Here is a 23,632-nt window from a genome sequence, read left to right as displayed (position 1 = left end):
CATGGGAATATCCTTGGGTTGGTCGATTTTGCGAGGGTGGGTTTCTCTTGACCGCCAATACATATGACTATCGACATGTTTCATGGAAACGAATAAAAGCGGCCACACTCATCGGAAAAAGCGATTATGAAGCCCGCACCTAATCTCCGACATTTGGGCTATCTGCTCGCGCTTGCCGAGTACCTCAACTTCAGTCGCGCGGCCGATGCCTGTCTGGTGACGCAATCTACGCTGAGTGCAGGCATTCGTGAACTTGAGACGCTGATTGGCGGGCAGCTTGCCGAGCGAACCAAACGCCAGGTCATGTTGACCCCTCTTGGCCGTTTGGTTTGCGACAAGGCGCGCATGATGTTGCAGCTAAGCGATGAACTGGTGGATCTCGGTTCCGGCCGTCCAGACATGCTTACTGGTAGGCTGGAGATCGGTGTGATCCCTACTGTTGGACCGTTTTTACTGCCACGATTGATGCCGGCTATCCGCCGACGATATCCGGACCTTGAACTGGGCTGGCGCGAGGATAAGACCACTCCCCTCATGGAGCGATTAAGGGCGGGGCAACTGGACGCCCTCCTTATGGCCTTTCCGCACGCGGTGAACGGGCTGGAAACCATGGTCTTGTTTGAGGACGTCTACCACTTCGTCTGCCATGCCGACCATCCGCTCGCCACGGCGGAGACTGTCGACGTCGAAGATCTGCCGCAACTGGACTTATTGTTGCTGGAAAAGGATCATTGCCTTCATGCGCATGCAATTCCGCTATTAACGGCAGCCGCTGGCGGCACGCGCAGCAACTTTTCGGCCACAAGCCTGCACACCCTTGTGGCAATGGTTGGCGAGGGGCAGGGGGCTACCCTCCTGCCGACCATCGCGATAGAGGCTGGATTACACGAAGCGCATTCGAGCGTAGTGGTGCCAATTGCGGGGCAAACCCAAGCTCGCCAGATAGGCCTTGTTTGGCGTGGACAATCACCGCGCGCATCCGCAATCCGGGAACTCGGGTTTTATCTGCGACACCAACTGAAACCAAAACAGGACTGAGCATCCGGTCATTTCGGTCCCAGGAGAGCTTCCATCTGAGCTTCGCTCGGCATCCCGGGGAAGGTATCGATCTTGCCTGCCTCGGTTTTGAAGACTATCGCCGGCGTGCCGCCGAAACCGAGTTCCGTCATCAAGGCAGCATTTCGCTCAAGCTTTCCTGCTGTATCGCCATCGACCGTATCGAGAGGGGTAATGCCGCCATCAGCATGTTTGCGCTCGTTCTCGGTTAGCGCGTCTTCCGGCGACCTTGCTTGAAGAATGGCGGCGGCCTTGGCGGGAGAGTCCTGCCGGATCACACCTACCATCACATGTCGCAACTGGACCTTGCCGCTCTCGATCCAAGGGCGCGCCGCAAGCCAAAAGCGATTGCAGTAAGGGCAATTGGGGTCGGTGAAAGAGTAGACGATCCGAGGTGCATCGGGATCGCCATCCTGTACCCAACTCGCTGCCTCAAGCTTGGTCCAGGCTCCTTCGCTCAAAGGTTGCGCTCCGGCTTTGGCTGCGAACGCTCTCAGCCCACCCGGAACCTGCATTTCGCCAAGGATCCGGATGCCCTGCTGCTCTATGGTCTTGAGTATCTCGGGATAAGCCTTGTCCTCTGCGTTCGCGCCCGTGGTCAAGACTCCGCCTATTAGCAGTGCCAAAGGGATTGCGGTGAACGGCCTGGATTGGCGAAACGTCTTCAACAGCATGCAGCGATCCTTTGATTTTTCTGGTTTGAGTGTTTTTACGCTTGGCGATTACGCCCCTGCAGCGCCTAGCACGACCACGTTTGCACCGGTCGGTACCTGGCTGTAGAGGTCGATAACGTCCTGATTCAGCATGCGGATGCATCCGGACGAGGCCGCAGTTCCTATCGTCCACGGTTCGTTCGTACCGTGGATGCGATAAAGGGTGTCCTTGCCATTTTTGACCAGATACATCGCGCGCGCACCAAGGGGATTCTTGTCACTGCCATCCATGCCGTCGGCCCATTTGCCATACCGGCCGGGGTCGCGCTCGAGCATATCGGGAGTGGGTGTCCAGCGTGGCCACCGACGCTTAAAGCCGATATGAGCGGTTCCGGAAAATTCAAAACCGGCTTTGCCGACGCCCACGCCATAGCGGATGGCCTTTCCGTTCTCCTTGACGAGATAGAGAAAGCGATTCTGCGGGTCGACGACAATGGTGCCGGGCGGATGTTCTGTCGTGTAGTCGACGGTCTGCTTCAGAAACTTCTGGCCGACCCGCTGTGTGTCTACGGCTGACACGGGAAAGGGTTCATTCCCGAGAGCCTTGTAACGGTCGACGCCGGACGTGACTGGTTCGGAGGCGGGGGGCTGAAAGGCATGAGGAGCGATGGACCTTGTCGTCGGCGGGCTAGTGGCGCAGGAGCTGAGACCGATCGAAAGCAGGCCCAAAGCAAACAGCGTGTTCAGCCATTGGCGTTCGACGTGGCTACGGCGATCGGAAGATGTGGCGAATGGCGGAGATGAACTAGACATTTCGAGCATGGGCTCCTGGCAAAGTGAACTACTACCCGCTTCGCCGGGTCACCTTAAGGCTGGCTTAAGGCGCGGTGATCATCGAGCACTATCGATGGTTTAAAGCCTATTGCGGACGAAAGGATATCTCGTGACCGTGGATGCAACACTGACCATTCTTCAGATCAACGATGTGCATGGCTATCTCGAGCCGCATCAAGAGCTCGTTTGGGAGCCCCAGGGGCCCAGCTTTTCTATTCTTGGTGGCTTTGCCAGACTTTCGACCGCGATAAAGGCAATCAGAGCAGAAACGATGAACGATATTCTGCTGCTTGATAATGGGGACATGTTTCACGGGACCTTTCCGGCTGTATCAAGCATGGGCTTGGCGCTCGTGCCGGCGGCTAACGCACTTGGCATCGATGCCATGACGGCGCACTGGGAATTTGCGTGGGGGCCAGAACATTTTGAAAGGCTTGCAGAGGAACTGAGTTATCCTGTGTTGGCACTCAATTGTTAGAGAACAGACGATGGCGAACGACCTTTTGCTCCCTCGAAGGTGTTCGAGATGAGCGGCGTCAAGGTTGGGGTGATTGGCATGGCGGCCACAATTATCGACAAGAGCATGCCTGCTAGTTTCAGCACGGGTCGGCGATTCGATATTGATGAAGTCGCGCTTGCAGCCGAGGTTGATCGGTTGCGCTCTGAGGACAAATGCCAGGTCCTCCTCCTCCTGTCCCATCTGGGATTGCCCCAGGATGCGAAACTGGCCGCCAATGTTGAAGGTATCGACGTCGTTTTAAGTGGTCATACCCATAATCGGCTTCAGCATCCCATCCAAATCAATCAAACCATCATCATCCAGTCGGGATGCCATGGATCATTCCTCGGGCGCCTGGATCTGCAGGTAGGCGAGGGAGACGTCAAATGCCTTGGTCATCAGCTCATCCCGATTGATGACGCCTTTGATGGCGATCCTGACATGCAGCGTATCGTCGATACTGCCATCGAGCCCCATCGAGGTGAGATGGAGCGGATAGTGGGCGAGACAACAATTGCTCTCTATCGAAATCTCCAGCTCCATTCGAGCATGGACGATCTTCTACTTCTCGCCATTGCCACGGCCGCAGGGACGGATGTCGCCTTCTCCAACGGCTGGCGCTACGGCGCGCCAATCCCACCTGGCTCCATAACGGTCAATCACCTCTGGAACATGATCCCGACCAACCCGCCGGTGTCGGTCGTCGATATGCTCGCTTCCGAGATTCGCCAGATGATGGAAGAGAGTCTTGAGAGTACATTTGCCGCCGATCCTTACCGGCAAATGGGCGGATACCTCAAAAGGTTCCGCGGCCTCACAATCTATGGGAAGATCGAAAATCCCGTAGGGCATCGCATTGAGCGCATATTTTTCAAAGGCCGAGAGTTGGATGACAATGAGGAGGTCGCCGTCAGTTTTGTGACAGCTCAAGGAGTACCGGAAAAATTTGGCCAGATGCGACGAAACCTCTCGACTTCTGCGATTAGTGCCTTGGAACATTTCCTCGCAGAGGGCCCTGTGGGCGAGGTCGAGGGCGTTGGCCGATTTGTGACGGTATAGTTATGTCTTGGAACGATTGACGCCTTAAGTTTACCTTAAGGTTGATAAATTCCCTCTGCCTTTTCTCATTTTGGCGACTAATTTGAGTCGGGAGGTCCATAATGGAGTTGACGCTCGGGCTGCTACTGACGCTGAGCTTTGTAGTCTCGCTCTGTGCGCTTGCCTTGTTGATATGGGCGCTCGTCAATCGCCAAATGACGATAGACCAGGCCGATGCCGCAACGATATTTACGCCCGGCGAGCTGGGCCGTGCCGACAATGAAGGCTCTGGGAAGGCAGCCCGTCCAGGTGTTCATCATTTTGACCCCGTCCGCTTGGGTATTGACCAATCCTCTGCAACGCCGGTGATATTTCTATTCGTAGCCGCCACTGTGTGGCTAGTGGTCGGATCGAGCTTCGGACTGATCGCGTCCTTGAAGATGCACTGGCCGGACTGGCTGGCTCAGGCAGCGGCTCTGACATTCGGCCGTGTGCGTACCCTGCATCTAAACATCGTGATTTACGGCTGGCTCTCGCAGGCCGGCATTGCCTGCATGCTCTTCATTGCGCCGCGAATCTTCCACACAAAGCTCCGCTATCCATTGTTCGCCCTGTACGGCGGAATTCTCTGGAACGTGGCGATTGTCCTTGGCGGACTTGCGCTTGCCGGTGGCTGGACCGATGGCGAGGAATGGCTTGAGATCCCGTGGCAGATAGACGTGCTTATTGCTCTGGCAGGAGCGCTCTTCATCGTGCCTGTAGTTGCCACCGCACGGGCACGCCAAGTCCATCACATTTATGTTTCCGGTTGGTATTTTCTTGCGTCCATCCTTTGGTTCCCGATCCTGTTCGTGATCGCCAATATTCCGGGTATTCATTCTGGTGCAGAAGAAGCAACGGTCAACTGGTGGTTTGCCCACAATGTCCTGGGCCTATGGCTTACGCCGCTCGGCGTCGGCACCGCTTACTATCTAATACCCAAGATCATCGGAAAACCAATCTATAGCTATGCTGTTTCGTTGCTGGGGTTTTGGGGGCTTGCGCTGTTCTATAGTCAGGTCGGCATTCATCATCTGATAGGCGGACCTGTCCCAACCTGGGTGGTCACCCTTTCTGTCGTGCACTCAGTGATGATGTTCATCCCGGTAATTGCCGTCGCTATAAACCAGCACGTAACCGTGGCACAGAATCTTTGGGCGCTGAAGTCGTCATTGCCGCTACGCTTTATCTCTTTTGGCGCGCTCATGTACACGCTTGCCTCCTTCCAAGGGTCGATTGAAGCGCTGCGTTCTGTCAACACAATAACTCATTTTACCCAGTATACCGTTGGTCACGCTCATCTCGGAGCTTATGCCTTTGTGTCGCTCATCATGTTCGGCGCAGCGTACCAGCTGCTTCCACGGGCGACTGGCCGAGGGTTCGTCTCACCCTTTATGATCAGTCTGCACTTCTGGCTCGTGGTCGTCGGCTTTGCGATCTATTTTTTCGCGCTTTCGATCGGTGGCGTGCTGCAAGGCCTGGCGATGCTGGATGCCACCAAACCTTTCGCCGATAGCGTCAGAATTGTCCTGCCCTATCTCCAGGCGCGTAGCGTGGGCGGTGCCCTCATGACGCTCGGCCACTTCGTGTTTGCCTACAATCTGCTGCGGCTCTTTATGGCCACGAGCCCTACTCCCTCGACGGTCCCTGCTGAATGAACAGATATCTGCCTCTCGCAATCCTGTCAGTCGCAATACTCGCATTTGCGACACTCCTCCTGGTCATTGCGCCGGGAATGCAAATTTCCGCTCAATCTGTTCCGGCTGGACTGCGTGCATACACACCACAGGAATTACACGGACGAGAAATCTACGTGTCCCTCGGTTGTGTTTATTGCCATAGTCAGCAACCACGGTCGCCGGACCAAGCACCGGACGTAGAACGGGGTTGGGGACGTGCGGCAATTGCCGGTGACTACAGCTACGACGAACCGCACCAGCTCGGGACTATGCGCACGGGGCCTGACCTTCTGAACGTGGGAGCGAGATTGCCGTCCGAAGCCTGGCATCTCACCCATCTGTACCAGCCGCGATCGATCTTCGAATGGTCGATCATGCCAGCCTATCCGTTTTTGTTCGAGGTGAAGAAAAAAGCCGAAGCCGGCGACAAGGTCGTTGTTTTACCGAAAGGGTATGCACCGGGCTCGGGTGTTGTCGTTGCGAAGGCAGATGCGATTGATCTCGTCGCCTATCTTAAATCCCTGGACCGGACCTATTCGGCGCCGGCGAATGCCTTGCGCGATGACGGCTACAGCAAAGTCGAGGTTGAGACAAAATGATCTGGCGTCTTCCAACCGAACCAATGCCCCCCTCTGAGGATTTCGAACCCTACGAAGAGCAGCGCGGCATTCCCATGCCGGTGCTCTGGATCGCCCTCGCACTTGCGCTGTGGGGAGCGCTTGCACTCTATCAAAGCAGCCGATCCAACATTCTCGCCCAAGACGAACGCGAGGAGGCGCTGGCTGAAGAGTCGAAGAGGGATATCGATCCTGCTTCTTCCCTTTTCGAAGCCAACTGCTCCACTTGTCATCAATCCAATGGCCTGGGCCTGAGGGGCGCGGTCCCGCCCTTGGCAGGGTCCGAATTCGTTGCCACAGGTGCCGAGACGGTCGCCAGGATCATGTTGCGCGGGATTGACGGGCCCCTGCGTGTTATGAATACCGACTACAACGGTCATATGCCGAGCTTTGCAAGTGCCCTAGGTGACGCCGAAGTTGCGGGGATTGCATCCTTCGTGGCAAAGCGCTGGGGGCAAGATAAGCTGGGCATTGAGGAGAAAACGGTCGCCGATCTTCGTTCCGAAGCGACTGACGAGGGTAGTTTTGCCGGAGGCGAAGAGATCGCCGGCATTGTGCAAGGATTGCCGACCCAGCCGACTTCTACAGCCAAGTCCGAAACGGCCGTTGACCCGGATGTCGCTCGCCTGGTGTTTCGAGGTGGTGACGACGTGTGGGCATGTGCAACCTGTCACGGTGATTTGGCTCAAGGCAAAGAGACTACGCCTCGCCTCGCCGGTCTGCCGGCCAGCTACATCGAGAAGCAGCTCCATGATTTCAGCGCCGGCACCCGAAGTGACGAAAGCATGATGCTCGTCGCGAAGAGCCTGTCCGACGATGAGATCCGCGAGCTTTCGGGCTACTTCTCCAGTTTACGCGTCGGTTCAACTGCGAAGGCCAACCTTGGTGGCGACCTGAAGCGAGGTGAAGTACTGGCACTCAAAGGAGACTGGTCGCTTGGGGTACCTGCTTGTTTTACATGTCACGGAGCGGCCGGTTTCGGCGTGGCTCCCACGTTTCCGGCGTTAGCTGCTCAACAAGCGCCCTACACTGCGGCGCAGCTTGCAGCATGGGCAGGTGGTCGGCGCGGGAGTTCGCCGCTCGGGCTCATGGAGCAAATATCAAAAGCACTGAGCACAGCGGACCGCCGTGCGGTGGCTGACTATTTGGCGTCACTGGCGCCAGTACCAGCATTAAATTCTAATGGAACAAGGCAGGAGATGTCTAATGCAGGGCGAACCGCAGAACCGTGATCGGTCCGGACCGACACATGCGACGCGCGGTGGCGCCGCGCGCAAGCTTATCGTTGCTGCGGGCGGCGGTATAGCGCTGGCGGCTCTAGGAACCTTAGCCTATGAGCTTGATGTGCTGCCGGCTTGGCTTGTAGGCGAGCGTGTGGTCGAAACAGCCGCCCAGGACATGGACAAAAAATCCTTCCAACCGCCCGATGAGACGGACATCCCAGATGATGAATTCGGAGCGGCGGTGAGACGAGGTCGTGAGATCTTTACGAATACCGGCACGGCCGCCAGCACTCATGTCGGCAATGGGCTTTCATGCTCTAACTGTCACCTGAATTCCGGGCGCCAACCACTTTCAGCGCCGATGTGGGCTGCGTGGGTGACCTATCCTAAGTACCGTTCGAAGAACAAACAAATCAACACGATGGAAGATCGTGTCATGGGGTGCTTCAACTACTCGATGAACGCGCAAGCCTCGACGAGCGGCAAGGCGCCGCCACATGGTGACGATATTTATCGCGATCTCGAGACCTACTTCTACTGGCTGGCAACGGGCGCTCCCACCAACACCAAGTTGGAGGGCGTTGGCTTCGGGTCGGTCAAGAAACCTGTCGGTGGCTATGACCTTGATCGGGGGGCGGAAGTCTTTGCCGATAACTGTGCAGTATGCCATGGGGTCGAGGGGCAAGGTCAGAAGGATATCAACGGCCGCTATACGTTCCCGCCGTTGTGGGGCGGTGATAGCTATAACTGGGGTGCCGGCATGGCGCGTATCGATACTGCCGCCGCTTTCATTAAACACAACATGCCATTGTCGCAGCCTGGGAAGCTCACCGATCAGCAAGCCTGGGACGTTGCGGCGTTCCTCGATTCACATGAGCGCCCGAAAGACCCACGCCAAAAAGGAAGCGTTGAAGATAATCGCAAGGCCAATCATGATGGCGATGAAACCCTGTATGGCCAGACTGTGAATGGAAAGCTGATTGGAGTGGGCGCAGCGGCGTTACCTGTTCTGCCGTCTCCTGCGGCAGGACAGTAAGCATGCGCCGACTGTTCGCGATCGAAGGGTTGGCATGCCCTTCATGCGCGGCAGGGGTGGAGAGGCGGCTTGCCCATGTGCCTGGGATCAGCTTGGCGAAGGTGCACTACCTGACCTCCTCCGTTCTGCTCGACTGGGATGAAGTCCAACTCGACGCACAAGCGATCGTCCAGACTGTCCAGAATGCAGGCTACCGCCTGATCGAGCGGCACCACCCCGTCGAACTAGCGGAACAACTGGATCGTCAAGTGCAATCACTTTCGGTGCGGCTGGCGATTGCACTTTTCTTCGGCATGTGGGTAATGGGGCTGGCCCTCCTTCAATACATGGTCACTCTGCCGGCACAAACAGCCTGGAAGATCGCGGTTGTTTCGGCCATGCTGTCCTTACCAGTATTGCTCTTCTCTGCGCTTCCGATGTTTCGCATGGGCTGGCGGTCGTTGCAGCTTGGGGACCCGTCTACCGATTTGCTTTTCGCTACGGCCACGATACTCTCCATCGTTCTTTCGGCGATCGCTTTGTGTCAAAATAAGAGTGCGGTTTGGTTCGATGCGGCGACGATGCTGGTCACCGCATTGCTGCTCGCGCGCCTCCTGGATGCAATCACACGCCGTTCAGCCATACGCGCGTTAATCGCTATGGAGGAGGCTGCTCCCGAGGAGGCAACGATTTGCGACGCGGGTCGGATGAGACGCGTACTCGTAAAGACCATCGTTGAGGGTATGACCGTTCAAGTCGATGCAGGCGAAGCCGTGGCGGTTGACGGAATCATTCTGGCAGGTAAAAGCCTCGTCAACCGCAGTATCCTGACAGGTGAAAGCAGCCCTGTTGACGTGGTACCTGGCGATCGTGTCGAGGCAGGTTGCGTCAACCTAACCGAGCGTATCGTCATCAAGGTCGATCGCCTGTATGGTGACCGGGAAGTTGATCGCCTGGGCGGTTCGATTGCTTCCGAAATTGCCGCCGGTGGAGCCGAGCAGGGCCGTGCGGAAAGTTGGTCTGCAGCTCTACTATATGTGATCCCGGTTGCGTCTGTGGCATCGGGCCTTGTTGTGTTCCTTGATGAGCAAGACCTAACGGCTGCGGCGCTGACGGCTCTCACGCTTTGGGCCGGGCTTTGCCCCTGTGCCTTGGCGCTCGCAATTCCGCTTGTCCGCTTGAGACTATCTGCCATCGGTGCAGCCAACGGTTTCCGCATTCGCGAGCCGAGGGCATTCGAAGCCTTGGCAACGGTTCGCAATATCGTGCTCGACAAGACGGGCACCGTCACAAGTCCCGAGCTACGCGTCGTTGCAGTGGAGCCTGCTGAGGGAATTGAACCCCAAGAGGTTCTAATTGCCGCTGCAAAAGCGGAAACGGGGATCCGTCATCCTATTGCTATGGCAATTGTCGCATTGACTGGAGAGGTCGGCTCAGGAGGACGGCGCAGCGCGCGCTCCGCGGAATACGAGGCGCTGGACGGCGAGGTGATCCGCGTGGCAGGTGCCGGGGAGCGCGCCGATGGACGTACAGCAGTGTGCGTCGATCGGGGTGGAGTCTCGATCGGCACTATTGTCATGGAGAATGACCTCCTGCCGCAGGCGTCATGGACGGTCCAGCAGCTTCACAAAATGCATTTAACCGTTCACCTTGCCTCTGGCGATGCATGCGGGCCGACAGTGAGAGTTGGCGCAGCGCTATCGCTGCAGGCTGAACGCGTCAGAGCGCAATTGACCCCGCAGGACAAGGCGCGGCTGGTGCAGCAACTGGACGCTCAGACGGTGGTGGTCGGCGACGGTGTTAACGACGCACTCGCCTTCGCCGCAGGTGTCTGCGGCATATCGGTAGCAGGCGCCCACGGTGCGGCACGGCAGATAGCAGATGTCGCAATTGAACGTGGTGGTGTTGAACGTATTCCGGCGTTGATCCAACTTTCCCGGATGGCGGCACGTATCGCCTCGCAGAACCTCTATCTGTCAGTGGGCTATAACGCACTCCTGATTCCGGCTGCGATTTCTGGCGCTATAGGTCCCGGTATTGCGGCCTTCGCTATGGCTGCAAGTTCTGCCTCTGTTTGCGTCAATGCTCTGAGGCTACGCTGGCCCTCAAAGCGGGACAGACGTGATGTTGAGCATCCGACTAGTGATTGCTGTAATGCAGGTCTGAATAGCGCGCGGGTACCATCATGTTAGCGGGATTATTAGTCGAACACAAAAATTGCCGTGCCTCACAAATGAAATGGAGCCACCCAACCTCGTGGTAGCCATCTCAACGATGGAAAGGCCGAGGCCGCTTCCGGTGGCGTCAGAACTGCTGCCACGCTGAAAGCGTGCCATGAGCCTTTTTTCGTCTCGTTCATCAATACCTGTGCCCTGATCTGACACGCTAACTGTCATGGTGTTATCGGAAACAGAGATATCAATTCTGACAATCGAACCGCGCGGCGAATACTGCAGGGCATTCTCAAGCACATTACGCAGGGCAAGGCGCAGCAGGGCCTTGCTTGGCACCTTGAACAACGGTTCCTCGGCAATCTGGCTCTCCACGGTGATCTCTCTTGCGGAACGCAGTGCCGTCAACTCACCATTTAGTTCCTCAACCATTGCCTTGATCGCAACCGTTTCGGCTGTCGATGGGTTTTCCAGAGAATCGACCGAGGCCAGATCGATCAACTGGCGGACGAGGCGTCCGGTGCGATCTACGCTCAGGGAGATCTGGTTGAGGGCATTTGCCCGGACTTTTTCATTGTCGCTACGGAGAGCGATCTGAGCTTGCGTCTTCAGTCCAGAGAGCGGCGTTTTGAGTTCGTGGGCTGCATAGGCGATGAAGGTCTTTTCCCGTTCGCGTGCCTCTTGCACACGCTGGAACAGTGCGTTGAGGGAACTGAGCAGAGGCCTGATTTCGCGGGGTGCGCCGCTATCGTCAACGGCGTGAAGTTCGTCTGCAGACCGCAGAGACAAGGTATCCGCTGTACGCCGCAGCGGTGAAAGACCTCTCTCGACACTGAGCCAAATCAACCCGGCGAGAACAGGCAGGATCGCCAGCGCCGGGATGAGCTGCCCCTTGATGACATCGCCAACCAGTCGTTCCCGGATTTCGATATTGTCGCCGACAAGCACCCTGACGCCCAATTCCGGATTGACGACCGCGTAAACACGCCAGCGCTCGCCATTGACGAGTTTTTCCGCAAAGCCGGTTTGATGATCGGCGAGTGACGTACCGGGTGCGCTTTCCGACCGACTGACGAGGTCACCCTGAAGGGACCAGATCTGACAGGATAGTTGCCGGCTATAGTCTCCGTCATGCATGTTAAAGCCATCGGGCATGCTGGCCGTCCGAGCGGCATCGACTGCTGCGGCGACGTCGATATGGTGATCTGTGATCAGCGAGCTCACCATGCGTGCGGCTTCCGTCAGGCGCGCATCAAGAACGCGTTCTACCTCGCGCTGCGTGCTGAGATAGGTCCAGAACACGGCGAGAAGCCACACGGCACCTGTTGCTGCAAGAAGGATCAGAAAGAGCCGGAGACGAATCGAGCGCATCATGGTTTCCCCATGCGGTAGCCGACACCGCGCACGGTTTCGATGGAGGCGGCTCCAAGTTTGTGGCGTAGCTTGTGTATGTGGACTTCGATCGTGTTGCTCTCTATCTCCTCCTGCCAGCCGTAAAGCCTTGTTTCCAACATCTGCTTGGAATGGATCATGGCGGGGCTTTCCATCAGTGCCAGCAGGACGGCAAATTCCCGCCGCGACAGGCCCTTGATTTCGCCGTTGTGCAGAACCTCCATGCTGGCCGGGTCAAGGGTCATACCAGCCCAGGTCAGTTTCGGTGCCGCGCGTCCTTCTGCACGCCGCGTGATGGCGCGCAGGCGTGCTGCCACTTCGTCGAGATCAAAGGGTTTGCCGAGATAGTCATCGGCGCCGGCGTCGAGACCGTCGATGCGATCGGTAACCTCATCCTTGGCCGTCAACAGAAGAACAGGCGTGCGGTTTCTGGCGGCGCGCATTGTGCGAAGCAGATCCAGCCCGGAACCGTCCGGCAGCATACGGTCAAGCACGATCGCATCGAAGCTGTCGCTTTCGATCGCAGCTAGCGCATCGGTAAGCGTGCTGACGGTATCTGCCGAGAAGCCGGCGAGGCCAAGCCCCACCTTCAACCCGTCGAGCAGAACCGCGTCGTCTTCGATGACAAGGATACGCATCACACCTCCGTGAAAAAATGTCGTTTAATGGCTTGGCTTGACCAGCTTAAGGCTGCCTTAAGCTGCTGCTCCGAAACGGGCGCACATCGAAGCGTAGTAAAGGAATGATGGAATGCAGCTTTTAAGGCACTTGGCGATCATTTTCTCCTGTTTGTCCTTTGCCGGCATCGCCATGGCCCAGACTGCGCCCCTCCAAATGGATGCGGCGTTTCGACCATCGCTGTCCCGGGTCTCCCCCACTCAGATCGCCGTGACCTGGGAAATCGAACCGGGCTATTATCTCTACCGGGAGTATCTTGCCGCCGAAAGTACCGATGGAAGTTCGGTGAAACTGGAGACGCCGGACGGCAAGATCAAAGAGGATCCAGGTTTTGGGTCGACCGAGGTCTACTACGACTCGGCTCGAGCGCTGCTGGTCAGCGAGGCCTCGACGATAGAGCTGACATATCAAGGCTGTCAGGATGGTGGGCTGTGCTATCCGCCTGTGACAAAGACGATCGACACGGGTCTTCTGCAATTCAGTGGCTCTCAACACTACAACCCGGCCTCGACGGCATCATCCAGTGCCGCCACTATTGATAATGGATGGTCGTCGTTCCGTGGCGAACGGACAGACTTCGCTCTGGCGCAGGACACAGCAACGACGGGAGTCGACGGACTGTTGGCTCGCGGTGGCCTGCCACTGCTTTTGATCGGCTTTGTCGGTTTCGGTGTCCTGCTTGCCTTCACTCCTTGCGTCTTTCCCATGTATCCGATCGTTGCCGCCATGCTGTCACGCGAAGGCGAGGCCCTTTCGCCAAAACGAGGTTTTATCCTTTCAAGCGTCTATGTCGGAGCGCTTGCACTGGCGTTCGGGTTGTTCGGCATGGTTGCGGCCTGGTCCGGTCAGAACCTGCAATTCGCTCTGCAGTCCGCAACTGCGACCATTGTTATTGCCAGTCTGTTTCTGATCCTCGCCCTGTCCAACTTCGGCCTCTTCGAGATCCAGTTGCCGGCAGTGCTTAGCAATCGACTGTCGGCCGGAACTCTCCGGGGCGGATCGCTGGGTGGGGCTGCGACGCTTGGTTTTTCCTCCGCGTTTCTCATCGGGCCCTGTGTCACGGCGCCGCTCGCCGGGGCCCTTCTTTATATCGCCCGCACAGGGGATATGCTCGTCGGTGCCGCCGCATTGTTCGCGCTTGGGCTTGGTAAAGGTATCCCCCTGATCCTTATGGCAACTCTCGGCGGCAAGGCACTACCGCGTGCGGGTGCTTGGATGGCGAGCATTCGATCGGCATTCGGATTCGGTTTTGTCGCGACGGCGATCTGGATGGTCGGTCCTCTTCTGCCCGAAACTCTGGTGCTTTTTGCCTGGGCTTGCCTTGCCGTGACGGCTGGGGTCTTTCTCTGGCATTTGCGGGGCGCAAACGCTTCTGCCGGTTTCGCTGTGATTTCGCGGTCGGTGGCCACGGTCTCGATCGCCTGGGGTGCGCTGCTTCTAGTTGGGGTCGGGCTCGGCGCCCGTGATCCCCTCGCTCCGCTTGAACCGCTCACCGTGCAAACAGGGTCCGGGCAAACGACAAGCGAAATTGCCAAATCGGATTTTGAACCCGTCGCCTCGCCGCGAGCACTGACTTCGGTCCTGGCCGAAGCGTCGGCCGAGAACAGGCCGAGCCTTGTCTATGTCACGGCGGACTGGTGTGTCACTTGTCGCGGAATCGAGCGCACCGTATTGCCGGATGAGAGCGTTTCGGCCGCTCTCAACGGTGCGCGCCTGTTGACCGTCGATATGACCTCTCCTTCGCCAGAGACAGATGAACTGCTGAAGTCCCTCAATGCCATTGGTCCGCCGACGATGATCTTCTTCGATCAAAAAAGGCAGGAAGTTGCGGGCACGCGGCTCGTGGGCGACGTGACGATCGACAAGCTTGCTGCCTCCGCCCGAGCGGCCAAGGGTATGCCCTGATGGATGTCGTGACACTGGGGCCGCTTGCCTTCGCATCCGACAGGCTGGCATCAATCATCGGGATCTTCTTGTTTCTCGGGCTCGGCTCATGGCTTGCGCATCGTTATGACAAACGGCTCGCGCCCTGGACGACCGCAGCGGTGCTATCGGGCCTCATTGCAGCACGGGCACTGCATGTCCTCATGCATCTCGACAGCTTTCTCGCCGAGCCATGGCGCGCCCTTTATGTATGGCAGGGCGGCTTTTCGATGGTTGGCGGCGCGATCGGTGTTGCGACCACGCTCGTCTTCCTGATGCGGGAGTCCCGACAGACGCTGCCGCTTGCCGCCGGGACGCTCGCCGCAGGATGCTTTGCCTGGTTCACGCTGACCATGCTCTGGCAGGCAGCGGAAGGGCCGGCGGCACCCCGCTTCACGCTTGCAAATCTTGATGGAACTCAGTTTGTCGCTTTGTCGGAGCGCAGTGGACGCCCCGCCGTCGTCAACCTCTGGGCAACCTGGTGCCCGCCTTGCCGCCGCGAAATGCCACTTCTGGCGGAAGTAGCCGCGGCTCGGACAGACGTCGATTTTATCTTCGCCAATCAGGGCGAAGGGCCATCGGTGATCCAAGCCTATCTCGACGATCAGAACCTCCAGCTCGAAACAATCCTGGTTGATCCGGCCCATTCGCTTTCGCGCCACTACGCGGCGCCCGGAATGCCGATCACCATTTTTCTTGGCGCTGACGGACAGGTTGTGACGACCCATTTCGGAGAGATTTCGCGCGAGGCCTTGAATGCCGCCATCGCCAGACTGATCCCCGCAGACAAGGAATAGCAGAGAATGAGACTTGCAGAATTGCAGCCGGTGATCGGCATATTGAAGAAACTGGGCACAGCGGCGGGGCTCGCTCTCCTGCTTGCCGCCTGCTCGCAGACGACGGGCACGCCGTCTCAGACATCTCCACCGCCTGTCGATCCGGCGCTGCAGGCCATGTATGGCGAGGTGAAGGATGGCGAGGAGATCATTCCTGCTGTCGATGTCTCGAAAATGGATCCGCGCAATGTTCGCCAGATCGTCAACTATCGCACGTCCTATGTGCCCGGCACGATTGTGGTCGATCCCTATGCCCGCTTCCTCTATCTCGTGATGGAGGGTGACAAGGCGATGCGCTACGGCGTCGGCGTCGCCAAGGCCGGTTTGGAATTTGAAGGCGAAGGCGATATCAAGCGAAAGGCCCGTTGGCCCGGCTGGGTGCCGACCCCCAACATGATCGCCCGCGAACCTGATCGCTACGGCCCGCTCGCCCAGGGCTTGCCGGGAGGAATCGACAATCCGCTCGGTGCGCGCGCTCTCTATCTCTATCAGGGCGGAAAAGACACGCTCTACCGGATCCATGGCACCAACGAGGCCTGGTCGATCGGTCAGTCCGTCTCGTCGGGTTGCATTCGCCTTCTCAACCAGGACATCATCGACCTGCACGCCCGTGTTCCGGAAGGGTCAAAGATGGTTGTCCTCACTGCCGAAGAATCCGGAAAGGGAGAATTCTGATGATGAAGCGTCGCACCATCCTGACATCATCGCTCGCGCTTGGCACGTTCGCCGTCTTCGGCAGTCGGCTCGCCTTCGGACAACAGCTTACGAAGGACGAGGTCTTCAACGACAAGGATGCGCCGTTTCTCGGCAATCCTAAGGGCGACGTCACCGTGGTCGAGTTCTTCGACTATCAGTGCCCCTACTGCAAAAAGGCGCATCCCATGGTGAAAAAGGTCATCGAAAGGGACGGCAATGTGAAGCTGGTCATGAAGGACTGGCCGATCTTCGGCGATGCCTCAATCTTTGCGGCCCAGGCGGTGCTGGGTGCGGCGCAGATCGGCAAATACGAGATTGCCATGGGTGCCCTGATGAAGACAAAGGGGAAGCTGACACATGATGACATCGAGAGCACGCTGACCGCTGCGGGCTTGTCCATGGACGAAATCGCTGTTGCCGTGAACAAACACACGGCCAAGATCTCGGGCCTGCTGGATCGCAATTACGCGCAGGCCACGGCCTTCAACTTCGCGGGCACTCCGGCCTATGTTATCGGATCGAGCCTCTATCCCGGTGTGTTGGACGAAAAGGGGCTCGTTGACGCGATCGCGCGCGCCCGGCAGGGCTGAGCGCATGCGTTCTATTAAAAGAGTGAACCGGCGGAGTTTTCTCGTCGGCACACTTGCCGTCGTCCTCGCACCTCCCGTTAAGGTGCAGGCAGCATCGACAGTGGTCGGGCCGATACGCTCCGTCCAGGATTATACCGAAGCAATTGCCTTTGCCCGCATGCGCAACAGGCATGCACTGGTCGATGTCGCTGCAGATTGGTGTGCCTTCTGCAAGACCATTGATGGACAGATCCTCGTGCATCCGAGGGTGCGGTCGCGGATGAATGACTTTGCGCTGCTCAAGATCGACGTGACCGCATGGACCGCAGAGAATGCAGAATTGCTTCGTTATCTGAATGTGCAGGGTCCTCCGACGGTCTTCATCGTAGAAACAGGGCAGGGAAAAGAAGTTCCGGGTTCACGGACCGTTGGTGAGTTCGACGTTGAGAATCTGGTCGGTCGGCTGGAGATTGCGCGCTAGCTTGGCCTACATTGCAGGGAAACAGCGACTAAGGAGTGTCAGATCCGGGATCAACAGGGAGGGTCACGGTTGCCCTCAGGCCACCTTCTGCCCGATTGAGCAGTTCCACATCCCCGCCCTGGGCACGAAGAATGTCGCGCGCAATCGTCAGGCCGAGACCGTGGCCGCCGGTATCGCGGGAACGGGACTTCTCAAGGCGCTCGAACGGGCTGAACACGCGCTGCAGGTCCTCCAGAGGAATTCCGGGCCCGTCGTCATCGACATGAATGCGGGCGATCGATCCGTTCAGCTCACCGCTGATGTGAACCTTGTCGCCGTATCTCTGGGCGTTCTCGATGAGATTGCGAACGGCGCGGCGCACCGGTAGCTCCCGCAGTGGCGTCGTGACGACCGGCATACTGCCGAGCGTTACCGGGCTCGCGGTCGTGTTGAGTTCTTCGGCGAGGCGGGCGACGAGTGCGAAGGGGTCGGACGGACGCTTGTCACCTGCTTCGCTGAGGCCCCGCGCATAGGCCAGGGTCGTTTCGGTCATCTCCTGCATTTCATCGAGAATGCGGGCGATCCGCTCGCGCAGTTGATCCTCATCGACGAATTCTGCTTGCAGCCTGAGCGCCGTGATCGGGCTTCGCAGGTCGTGGCCAAGCGCTGCCAGAATCCGGGTCCGTTCGCGCACTGCATTCACAAGGCGTGCATGCAGACTGTGGAGTGCCTTCGCCAGGACCTTCACTTCGCTTGGACCGGTTTCGATGCGCTCCGGTGGGTTCCTGTCCAGATCCAGGGCGTCCGCCGTCTCGGCAAGTTGTCGCAAGGGAAGGGTAATGCGTGCCACCAGGAAACGCATGACAATCCAGACGGCGAGGGCCGAGAGGATCGCGCCGAGCAACAGCCGCGGCGGCAGGAATGCGCCGGGCCGTTCCAGGGAGGCCTCGATGTTGAGCCATTGACCGTCCGACGTCGGAAGAGACAAACGCAGGGTCGCTGGTGTGAGGCCAATCTGTCGCGCGAACGCCGCCAGGGGTTCATAGCCGGAATGCTCGACCGAACCGCCACGCGCCGCAAGCTCCATCTGCGCGTCACCGTCTGACGACACGGTGACCATGGGTGTGTCGCTCAGCCGGAATATCACGCGTTCAGATCCGGCGGCCGAAAGAACGTCGTTCCTCGCCACCTCGGGGATCTTCGGCAGGAGGCCGACCAGGCGTTCACCTTGTCGGATGATATCCGCCCTTTGCTCCTCCACATGCGAGAGGCCCCGCTCGGCACCGAACAAGGCGAGAAACAGGATCTGGGTAAAGATCAGCGCGGCAAGTGTGGTCAGTCCGATCTGGGCGCTGAGATCCCTGGGCCATCCAACGCTCATGGCAAGACTGCCACATCACAGGCGAGGCTGTAGCCTCCCGCCCGTATCGTCGTGATGATCGTCGGGTGTCCCGGATCGGGCTCGATCTTGCGCCGCAGCCGGCTGATCTGGTTGTCGATCGCCCGATCAAAGACGTCAGGAGACCGTCCCTCGGTCAGATCCATCAACTGATCCCGGGACAGGACAAATCTCGGGCGTTCGAGGAAGACGATGAGAAGGCGGAATTCCGTCGAGCTCAGTGATATCTGTTTTCCGTCCTCGTCTCGGGTCAGCTGCCGCGTATCCGTGTTCAGCGTCCATCCGGAAAAGGCAAGACGTCGCCCGGAGAGGCTGCCGGCCAGGCTGGTCGTTCGACCGGTCCGCCGCAAGATGGCCTTGACCCTTGCCAGCAATTCTCTCGGGCTGAAGGGTTTCGGCAGGTAGTCGTCAGCGCCGACTTCGAGGCCGACAATGCGATCCGTCTCCTCGGCCAGGGCACTCAGCATCAGGATCGGCGGCCCGCCAGCGCTGCTCAGCCGCCGTGCGATCGAAAGCCCGTCCTCACCCGGCATCATGACGTCGAGGATCACAAGATCGAAGCGTCCGCCATGCAGGCACTTGTCCATCTCGGTCGCGTCGCGCGCAGCCGTGGTCCGGAATCCGTTCTTCTCGAGGTAACGGACCAGTCCGTCGCGGATATCGCGATGGTCGTCGACGATCAGGATATGTGGACTGGAGTCGCTTGAGGTCATGGCACGGTTCTAACGCATGATGGGGACTGTGTTCCACTCCTCCTTTGTCACGCCCGGTGTCAGGCAGCCGATCTGCGACAAACCGTTACAAAAGGGGCCCGAGACGGCATCATCGTGCGACATGCATCCGTCATCACATGTCCATCGCAGTCGAGGCGGGGTGAAACAAACTTCGCCGCTCAAGACGCGCAAACGAGATCCGATGAAGTGGAACGCAAAATGCATAGTCTCAAGAAAACTCTGATCGCCGCCATGGCTCTGGCTGCTTCCGTCGCACCCCTTATGGCTCAGCAACAGGGCAATCCCGGTGCCCACTTCCTGGAGAACTGGGACCTCGACGCAAATGGCGAAGCCACCCTTTCCGAGCTGCAGACCAAGCGCGGTGACGTTTTCCTCACCTTCGATTCCAACGAGGACGGGTTTATCGACGCCGATGAATACGTGTATTTCGACGAGGCGCGCGCCAACGACATGAAGGCCAATGCCGGTGGTCATGGTGGCAGAGCCGACCGGGCATCCCAGGGAATGACACTTCAGAACAACGACACCGACCAGGACGGCAAGGTGTCACGGGACGAATTCCTCGGCGGTGCTGTCGCCTGGATGGGCATGCTGGACCGGAACACAGACGGAGTTGTGACCACGGCTGATTTCGGTCGCTAAGCGCTGGGCTTGCGTGGCTTTGTCGCATCTTTCCTGGCCAGCCATCCGCTTGGATCTCTGGCCAGGCTAACAAATACACGATATCGAACAATTCAAATTTATGTTCTGTGATATGTGTTTCGTTGCAGCCTAGTCGCCGAGGCTCTCTTGCCGATTGCTAAGGCCGGGACGAGGGTATTGAAGTCAACATCCCATCCAAAGATCGACAGGAACGCGTGAACTGCAATGTCAGCCACTGATGAAACAAGCCTCCCGATCAATCTGAATCTGTCCGAGCCAAAATCGCCTCGACAGCGGCGCTGGTTTCGGAAGCGGTACCTGCTGGTGCTGCTGGTCCCAGTCTTCATGTTCTCGGGTGCTGTGCTGGGAATGTATTTCCAACCGACAGGTTTGCAGAAGTTTTACGCGCTGACGGGGCTTCAACCCGGCGGCGGCTCTGACGCACCCATTGCGTTGCCGCCCGACATTGAGCTTCCACCGAAGATGGCGGAAACCATGCTGCCATCTGACGTGGTGGGATTGGCGCGGGTGATGCCGCGTGGCGACGTTTCGGTCGTCGCAGCACCCTATGGGGCTGGCGATGCGCGCATCGCGGACATCCTGGTTTCCGTTGGCGACCAGGTGGAAAAGGGTGCCGTGTTGGCGCGGCTCGACAATCATGCGGCTCTCGCTGGTGCCGTGCTCACCGCAGAGGCAAATCTCGCTGTGCGCGAAGCAACCCTCATCCAGACACGTGCGGCGGTGGAGGCAAGCCGCGACGAAGCACAGGCCGCACTGGATCAAGCGGTGTCCACGGCTGCAGAGGCTGCATCGACGCTCGCACGAACTGAGGCGCTCGCCTCGAACGCAGTCAGCACGCAGGCCGCACTCGATGCTGCCCGTGCAGCAGTAGAGGGCGCCAATCTTTCTGTTGTGCGCGCTGAGGCAACGCTCACGCGATATGCGGCAGTCACGCTGGACGAACAGCCCGATGTGATCGTCGCCAGCCGCAATGTCGATGCCGCCCGATCCGAACTGGCCCGTGCTCGGCTCGACCTTGCACGCGCCGAAGTCGTGGCGCCCATCACCGGCACGATCCTCGACATCCATGTCACGCCCGGACAGCGACCTCCCACCGACGGGATCATGGATATGGGGGACACGGATCAGATGATGGCCGAGGTTGAGATCTGGCAGGATCGCATCAGTGCAGTCATGGTCGGCCAGCCGGTGGAACTCGTAACTCCGGCTCTCGGTGTCACGTTGCAAGGCCGGGTGGACAGGATCGGACTGACCGTGGGACGGCAGGGCCTGATTTCGGACGATGCGGCGGAAAACAAAGATGCGCGCGTCATTCAGGTCTTGGTGGTGCTGGACAAAGCGTCCTCGGATGTTGCCGCCCGTTTCACAAATCTCGAGGTCATCGCCCGCATTGACACCACGGTACGGGTCAATCCATGAGCTACCTGCTGCAACGCCTGTTCGGGCGGCTGCCCATCGGCTGGCTGCAACTGACCCACAACCGCACTCGCTTCGCCGCAGCACTCGCCGGGGTGGCCTTTGCCAATGTGCTGGTCTTCGTCCAGCTTGGGATCATGAATTCGATGGGGGCTGCAACATTGCGACCCTATGATTTCTTCCAGGCGGACATCATGATCTCCGCCAGCGATGCGAGTACCTTGACCGATGGTGGCAATGTGGCTCGGCAATGGTTGCTGCAGGCGCTGGGAGATCCGGATGTAGCCGCTGGAATGGGTCTTTTCATCGCCAATGTTCCCTGGGACCGTGGCGAGAAGGACATTAGTCTGACGACCTTTGGTGTGGATCCGATCAAAACCGAGTTTCTGTCCACGGAGATCGGAGGCGATCTCAATCTCCTGCAGGTGCGAGACGCAGCAATACTTGATCGGCTGGCCCGAGGGCTGGCCAAGGACGAAGCAGCCTCAATCCGTCCGCAAACGCCTTTGTCCTTTGAAACGCAAGGCCGCACCATCACCGCCTTTGCCACGTTCTCCGGCGGTGGAGGCTTCGGTGGCGATGGCTATATGCTGGTTTCGGACCAGACATTCTTGTCGCTATTCCCGACGCGCAGCTCCTCAGCGCCTGATCATATTCTACTGAGCCTGCGCCCCAGCGCGCAAACAGACGCCGTGATCGCCCGCCTGAAAACCCTGATCTCCGATCCGTCCCTTCGCATACGCAGCTATCAGGATGCAGCGCAGGAGGATCTGCGCTACCAGCAGACCAAGCGGCCGACGGGCATCATCTTCGGGTTCGGCGTGCTGATCGGCGTTCTCGTCGGCATCGTCATCGTCTACCAGGTGTTGTCCACCGACGTGGCCGACCACCTGCGTGAATACGCAACCTTCAAGGCCATGGGCTATGGCCCGCGTTTCTTCCTCGGGATTGTCTTCGAAGAGGCGGTGGTGCTCGGGATCATGGGCTTTATTCCAGGACTGATCGTCGGGACGACCATCCTGACGCTCATGGGCAAGATAACGACCTTGCCTCTGGGGATGACGCCATCGATGGCAGCTACTGTCTTTCTAGGCACCATAATCTTTTCCGCCCTGTCCGGCGCCATTGCGACCCGTCGGCTTGACGCTGCCGACCCCGCCGATCTTTTTTAGGAGGCTTCGATGGACAACGAGGCAATCGTCGACGTGCATGGGTTGAACCATTGGTTCGGCAGTGGCGACGTTCGCAAACAGGCGCTGTTTGATGTGAATCTAACGCTGAAACGCGGCAGCTTCACCGTGCTGATGGGGCCTTCCGGGTCTGGCAAGACAACGGTCCTCACGCTTGTCGGCTGTCTCAGAGCCGTGCAGAATGGATCTGTGCGGCTTCTGGAAAGTGAGTTGAACGGCGCATCGCAGTCACAGCTCGTCAGCCTGCGCCGCCGTCTGGGCTTCATTTTTCAGGCACACAATCTCCATGAAAGCCTCACAGCGCTGCAGAACGTGATGATGGGCGTACAGGTGCATGGCGAAGTGGCCGATAGCGTGGCGCAAAGCGCGGCTGAGCATGCACTTGGCCTGGTCGGCTTGAGCGACCGCACAACGTATCTGCCTGCGAACCTGTCAGGCGGTCAGAAGCAGCGCGTTGCTGTCGCCCGAGCGCTGGTCTCCAGCCCGGCGCTCGTGCTAGCAGACGAGCCCACAGCCGCCCTGGACAAAGACAGCGCGGCGGATGTCGTCGATCTTCTGAAGCGCATGGGTGAAGCACGGGGTACCACCACATTGCTCGTTACCCACGACAATCGCATCCTCGACCGCGCTGACCGCATCCTCACGCTGGAGGACGGTCGCATCGTCAAGACAGAGGAACGAGCACAAAACTAGGATCCATGAAACACGAGAGCATAGGTTGTCATATGTGCGATGAATCGATTTGCGTAGCGGACTGAACAACAATGTAATGTGGGCCAGGAGTTCCATAATAACGCTTATGCAATATGTTATAAAGTAACGAACTGACAATATAAGCGAACCCCCATCTCT

General features: G+C 58.5%; 23 protein-coding genes. 17 read left to right on the top strand and 6 right to left on the bottom strand.

Annotated features, from left to right (window positions below):
* The first annotated feature begins 126 nt into the window (after positions 1 to 126).
* The gene (locus QO005_RS19020; RefSeq protein ID WP_307159640.1) at positions 127 to 1,038 is read left to right on the top strand and encodes a hydrogen peroxide-inducible genes activator; all 912 of its coding nucleotides are present in this window, start codon (positions 127 to 129) and stop codon (positions 1,036 to 1,038) included.
* An 8-nt stretch (positions 1,039 to 1,046) separates the two neighbouring features.
* Here the strand turns inward: QO005_RS19020 and dsbG are convergent, their stop codons facing one another.
* Together dsbG and QO005_RS19010 are read right to left on the bottom strand one after the other, a co-directional pair.
* Positions 1,047 to 1,730: a thiol:disulfide interchange protein DsbG gene (gene dsbG / locus QO005_RS19015; RefSeq protein ID WP_307159639.1), complete on the bottom strand. Its 684-nt coding sequence runs from the start codon at positions 1,728 to 1,730 to the stop codon at positions 1,047 to 1,049.
* 48 nt (positions 1,731 to 1,778) lie between these two features.
* Positions 1,779 to 2,531: a L,D-transpeptidase gene (locus QO005_RS19010; protein ID WP_370878113.1), complete on the bottom strand. Its 753-nt coding sequence runs from the start codon at positions 2,529 to 2,531 to the stop codon at positions 1,779 to 1,781.
* A 121-nt stretch (positions 2,532 to 2,652) separates the two neighbouring features.
* Between QO005_RS19010 and QO005_RS19005 the strand changes: the two genes are divergently transcribed.
* From QO005_RS19005 to QO005_RS18975, 7 genes are all read left to right on the top strand, one after another.
* Positions 2,653 to 3,021 (top strand): metallophosphoesterase, encoded by a 369-nt coding sequence (locus QO005_RS19005; RefSeq protein ID WP_307159638.1) that lies wholly within the window; start codon positions 2,653 to 2,655, stop codon positions 3,019 to 3,021.
* 48 nt (positions 3,022 to 3,069) lie between these two features.
* Positions 3,070 to 4,101 carry a 5'-nucleotidase C-terminal domain-containing protein gene (locus QO005_RS19000; RefSeq protein ID WP_307159637.1) on the top strand — a complete coding sequence of 344 codons (1,032 nt, stop codon included), beginning with the start codon at positions 3,070 to 3,072 and terminating at the stop codon, positions 4,099 to 4,101.
* A 101-nt stretch (positions 4,102 to 4,202) separates the two neighbouring features.
* Positions 4,203 to 5,777, top strand: a complete 1,575-nt coding sequence (locus tag QO005_RS18995) for a cbb3-type cytochrome c oxidase subunit I (protein ID WP_307159636.1) — start codon at positions 4,203 to 4,205, stop codon at positions 5,775 to 5,777.
* On the top strand, positions 5,774 to 6,397 hold the full coding sequence (locus QO005_RS18990; RefSeq protein ID WP_307159635.1) for a cbb3-type cytochrome c oxidase subunit II: 624 nt from the start codon (positions 5,774 to 5,776) through the stop codon (positions 6,395 to 6,397). The genes QO005_RS18995 and QO005_RS18990 overlap by 4 nt, the downstream gene beginning before the upstream one ends.
* On the top strand, positions 6,394 to 7,647 hold the full coding sequence (locus tag QO005_RS18985; RefSeq protein ID WP_307159634.1) for a c-type cytochrome: 1,254 nt from the start codon (positions 6,394 to 6,396) through the stop codon (positions 7,645 to 7,647). Before QO005_RS18990 ends, QO005_RS18985 begins: the two co-directional genes overlap by 4 nt.
* A complete protein-coding gene (locus QO005_RS18980; RefSeq protein WP_307159633.1) occupies positions 7,622 to 8,674 on the top strand; it encodes a c-type cytochrome in 1,053 nt (350 codons plus the stop codon). The genes QO005_RS18985 and QO005_RS18980 overlap by 26 nt, the downstream gene beginning before the upstream one ends.
* 2 nt (positions 8,675 to 8,676) lie before the next feature.
* Positions 8,677 to 10,845, top strand: a complete 2,169-nt coding sequence (locus tag QO005_RS18975; protein WP_307159632.1) for a heavy metal translocating P-type ATPase — start codon at positions 8,677 to 8,679, stop codon at positions 10,843 to 10,845.
* Here QO005_RS18975 and QO005_RS18970 read toward each other — a convergent pair.
* Both QO005_RS18970 and QO005_RS18965 read right to left on the bottom strand, forming a co-directional pair.
* Entirely contained in the window at positions 10,837 to 12,198 is a 1,362-nt protein-coding gene (locus tag QO005_RS18970) for an ATP-binding protein (protein WP_307159631.1), read from the bottom strand. The genes QO005_RS18975 and QO005_RS18970 overlap by 9 nt on opposite strands.
* Positions 12,195 to 12,854 (bottom strand): response regulator, encoded by a 660-nt coding sequence (locus QO005_RS18965; RefSeq protein WP_307159630.1) that lies wholly within the window; start codon positions 12,852 to 12,854, stop codon positions 12,195 to 12,197. Before QO005_RS18965 ends, QO005_RS18970 begins: the two co-directional genes overlap by 4 nt.
* Before the next feature lie 112 nt (positions 12,855 to 12,966).
* On the opposite strand from QO005_RS18965, the gene dsbD reads away from it, so the two are divergent.
* The 5 genes from dsbD to QO005_RS18940 are packed head-to-tail and all read left to right on the top strand — an operon-like array spanning position 12,967 to position 17,399.
* A complete protein-coding gene (dsbD, locus tag QO005_RS18960; protein ID WP_307159629.1) occupies positions 12,967 to 14,799 on the top strand; it encodes a protein-disulfide reductase DsbD in 1,833 nt (610 codons plus the stop codon).
* Positions 14,799 to 15,614: a TlpA disulfide reductase family protein gene (locus QO005_RS18955; RefSeq protein WP_307159628.1), complete on the top strand. Its 816-nt coding sequence runs from the start codon at positions 14,799 to 14,801 to the stop codon at positions 15,612 to 15,614. The genes dsbD and QO005_RS18955 overlap by 1 nt, the downstream gene beginning before the upstream one ends.
* A 6-nt stretch (positions 15,615 to 15,620) precedes the next feature.
* Entirely contained in the window at positions 15,621 to 16,328 is a 708-nt protein-coding gene (locus QO005_RS18950; RefSeq protein WP_307159627.1) for a L,D-transpeptidase, read from the top strand.
* Entirely contained in the window at positions 16,328 to 16,939 is a 612-nt protein-coding gene (locus tag QO005_RS18945) for a DsbA family protein (protein ID WP_307159626.1), read from the top strand. The genes QO005_RS18950 and QO005_RS18945 overlap by 1 nt, the downstream gene beginning before the upstream one ends.
* A gap of 4 nt (positions 16,940 to 16,943) precedes the next feature.
* Entirely contained in the window at positions 16,944 to 17,399 is a 456-nt protein-coding gene (locus tag QO005_RS18940) for a thioredoxin family protein (protein WP_307159625.1), read from the top strand.
* Between the two features lie 28 nt (positions 17,400 to 17,427).
* On the opposite strand, the gene QO005_RS18935 is transcribed toward QO005_RS18940, so the two are convergent.
* Both QO005_RS18935 and QO005_RS18930 read right to left on the bottom strand, forming a co-directional pair.
* Positions 17,428 to 18,759, bottom strand: coding sequence for a sensor histidine kinase (locus QO005_RS18935; RefSeq protein ID WP_307159624.1), 1,332 nt, complete (start codon positions 18,757 to 18,759; stop codon positions 17,428 to 17,430).
* Positions 18,756 to 19,490, bottom strand: a complete 735-nt coding sequence (locus QO005_RS18930; RefSeq protein ID WP_307159623.1) for a response regulator — start codon at positions 19,488 to 19,490, stop codon at positions 18,756 to 18,758. The genes QO005_RS18935 and QO005_RS18930 overlap by 4 nt, the downstream gene beginning before the upstream one ends.
* A gap of 219 nt (positions 19,491 to 19,709) precedes the next feature.
* Between QO005_RS18930 and QO005_RS18925 the strand changes: the two genes are divergently transcribed.
* From QO005_RS18925 to QO005_RS18910, 4 genes are all read left to right on the top strand, one after another.
* Positions 19,710 to 20,153, top strand: a complete 444-nt coding sequence (locus QO005_RS18925) for an EF-hand domain-containing protein (RefSeq protein ID WP_307159622.1) — start codon at positions 19,710 to 19,712, stop codon at positions 20,151 to 20,153.
* Between the two features lie 324 nt (positions 20,154 to 20,477).
* Positions 20,478 to 21,593 carry an HlyD family efflux transporter periplasmic adaptor subunit gene (locus QO005_RS18920; protein WP_307159621.1) on the top strand — a complete coding sequence of 372 codons (1,116 nt, stop codon included), beginning with the start codon at positions 20,478 to 20,480 and terminating at the stop codon, positions 21,591 to 21,593.
* A complete protein-coding gene (locus QO005_RS18915; RefSeq protein ID WP_307159620.1) occupies positions 21,590 to 22,762 on the top strand; it encodes an FtsX-like permease family protein in 1,173 nt (390 codons plus the stop codon). The genes QO005_RS18920 and QO005_RS18915 overlap by 4 nt, the downstream gene beginning before the upstream one ends.
* Positions 22,763 to 22,771: 9 nt before the next feature.
* Complete coding sequence (locus QO005_RS18910) at positions 22,772 to 23,473, top strand: ATP-binding cassette domain-containing protein (RefSeq protein ID WP_307159619.1); 702 nt, start codon at positions 22,772 to 22,774, stop codon at positions 23,471 to 23,473.
* The last annotated feature ends 159 nt before the right edge of the window (positions 23,474 to 23,632 follow it).

The sequence above is a fragment of the Allorhizobium paknamense genome (genome assembly GCF_030815125.1).
GTDB lineage: Bacteria > Pseudomonadota > Alphaproteobacteria > Rhizobiales > Rhizobiaceae > Allorhizobium > Allorhizobium paknamense.
Note: the sequence above shows the minus strand (reverse complement) of the source record. Positions and strands in the feature narration are given on the sequence as shown.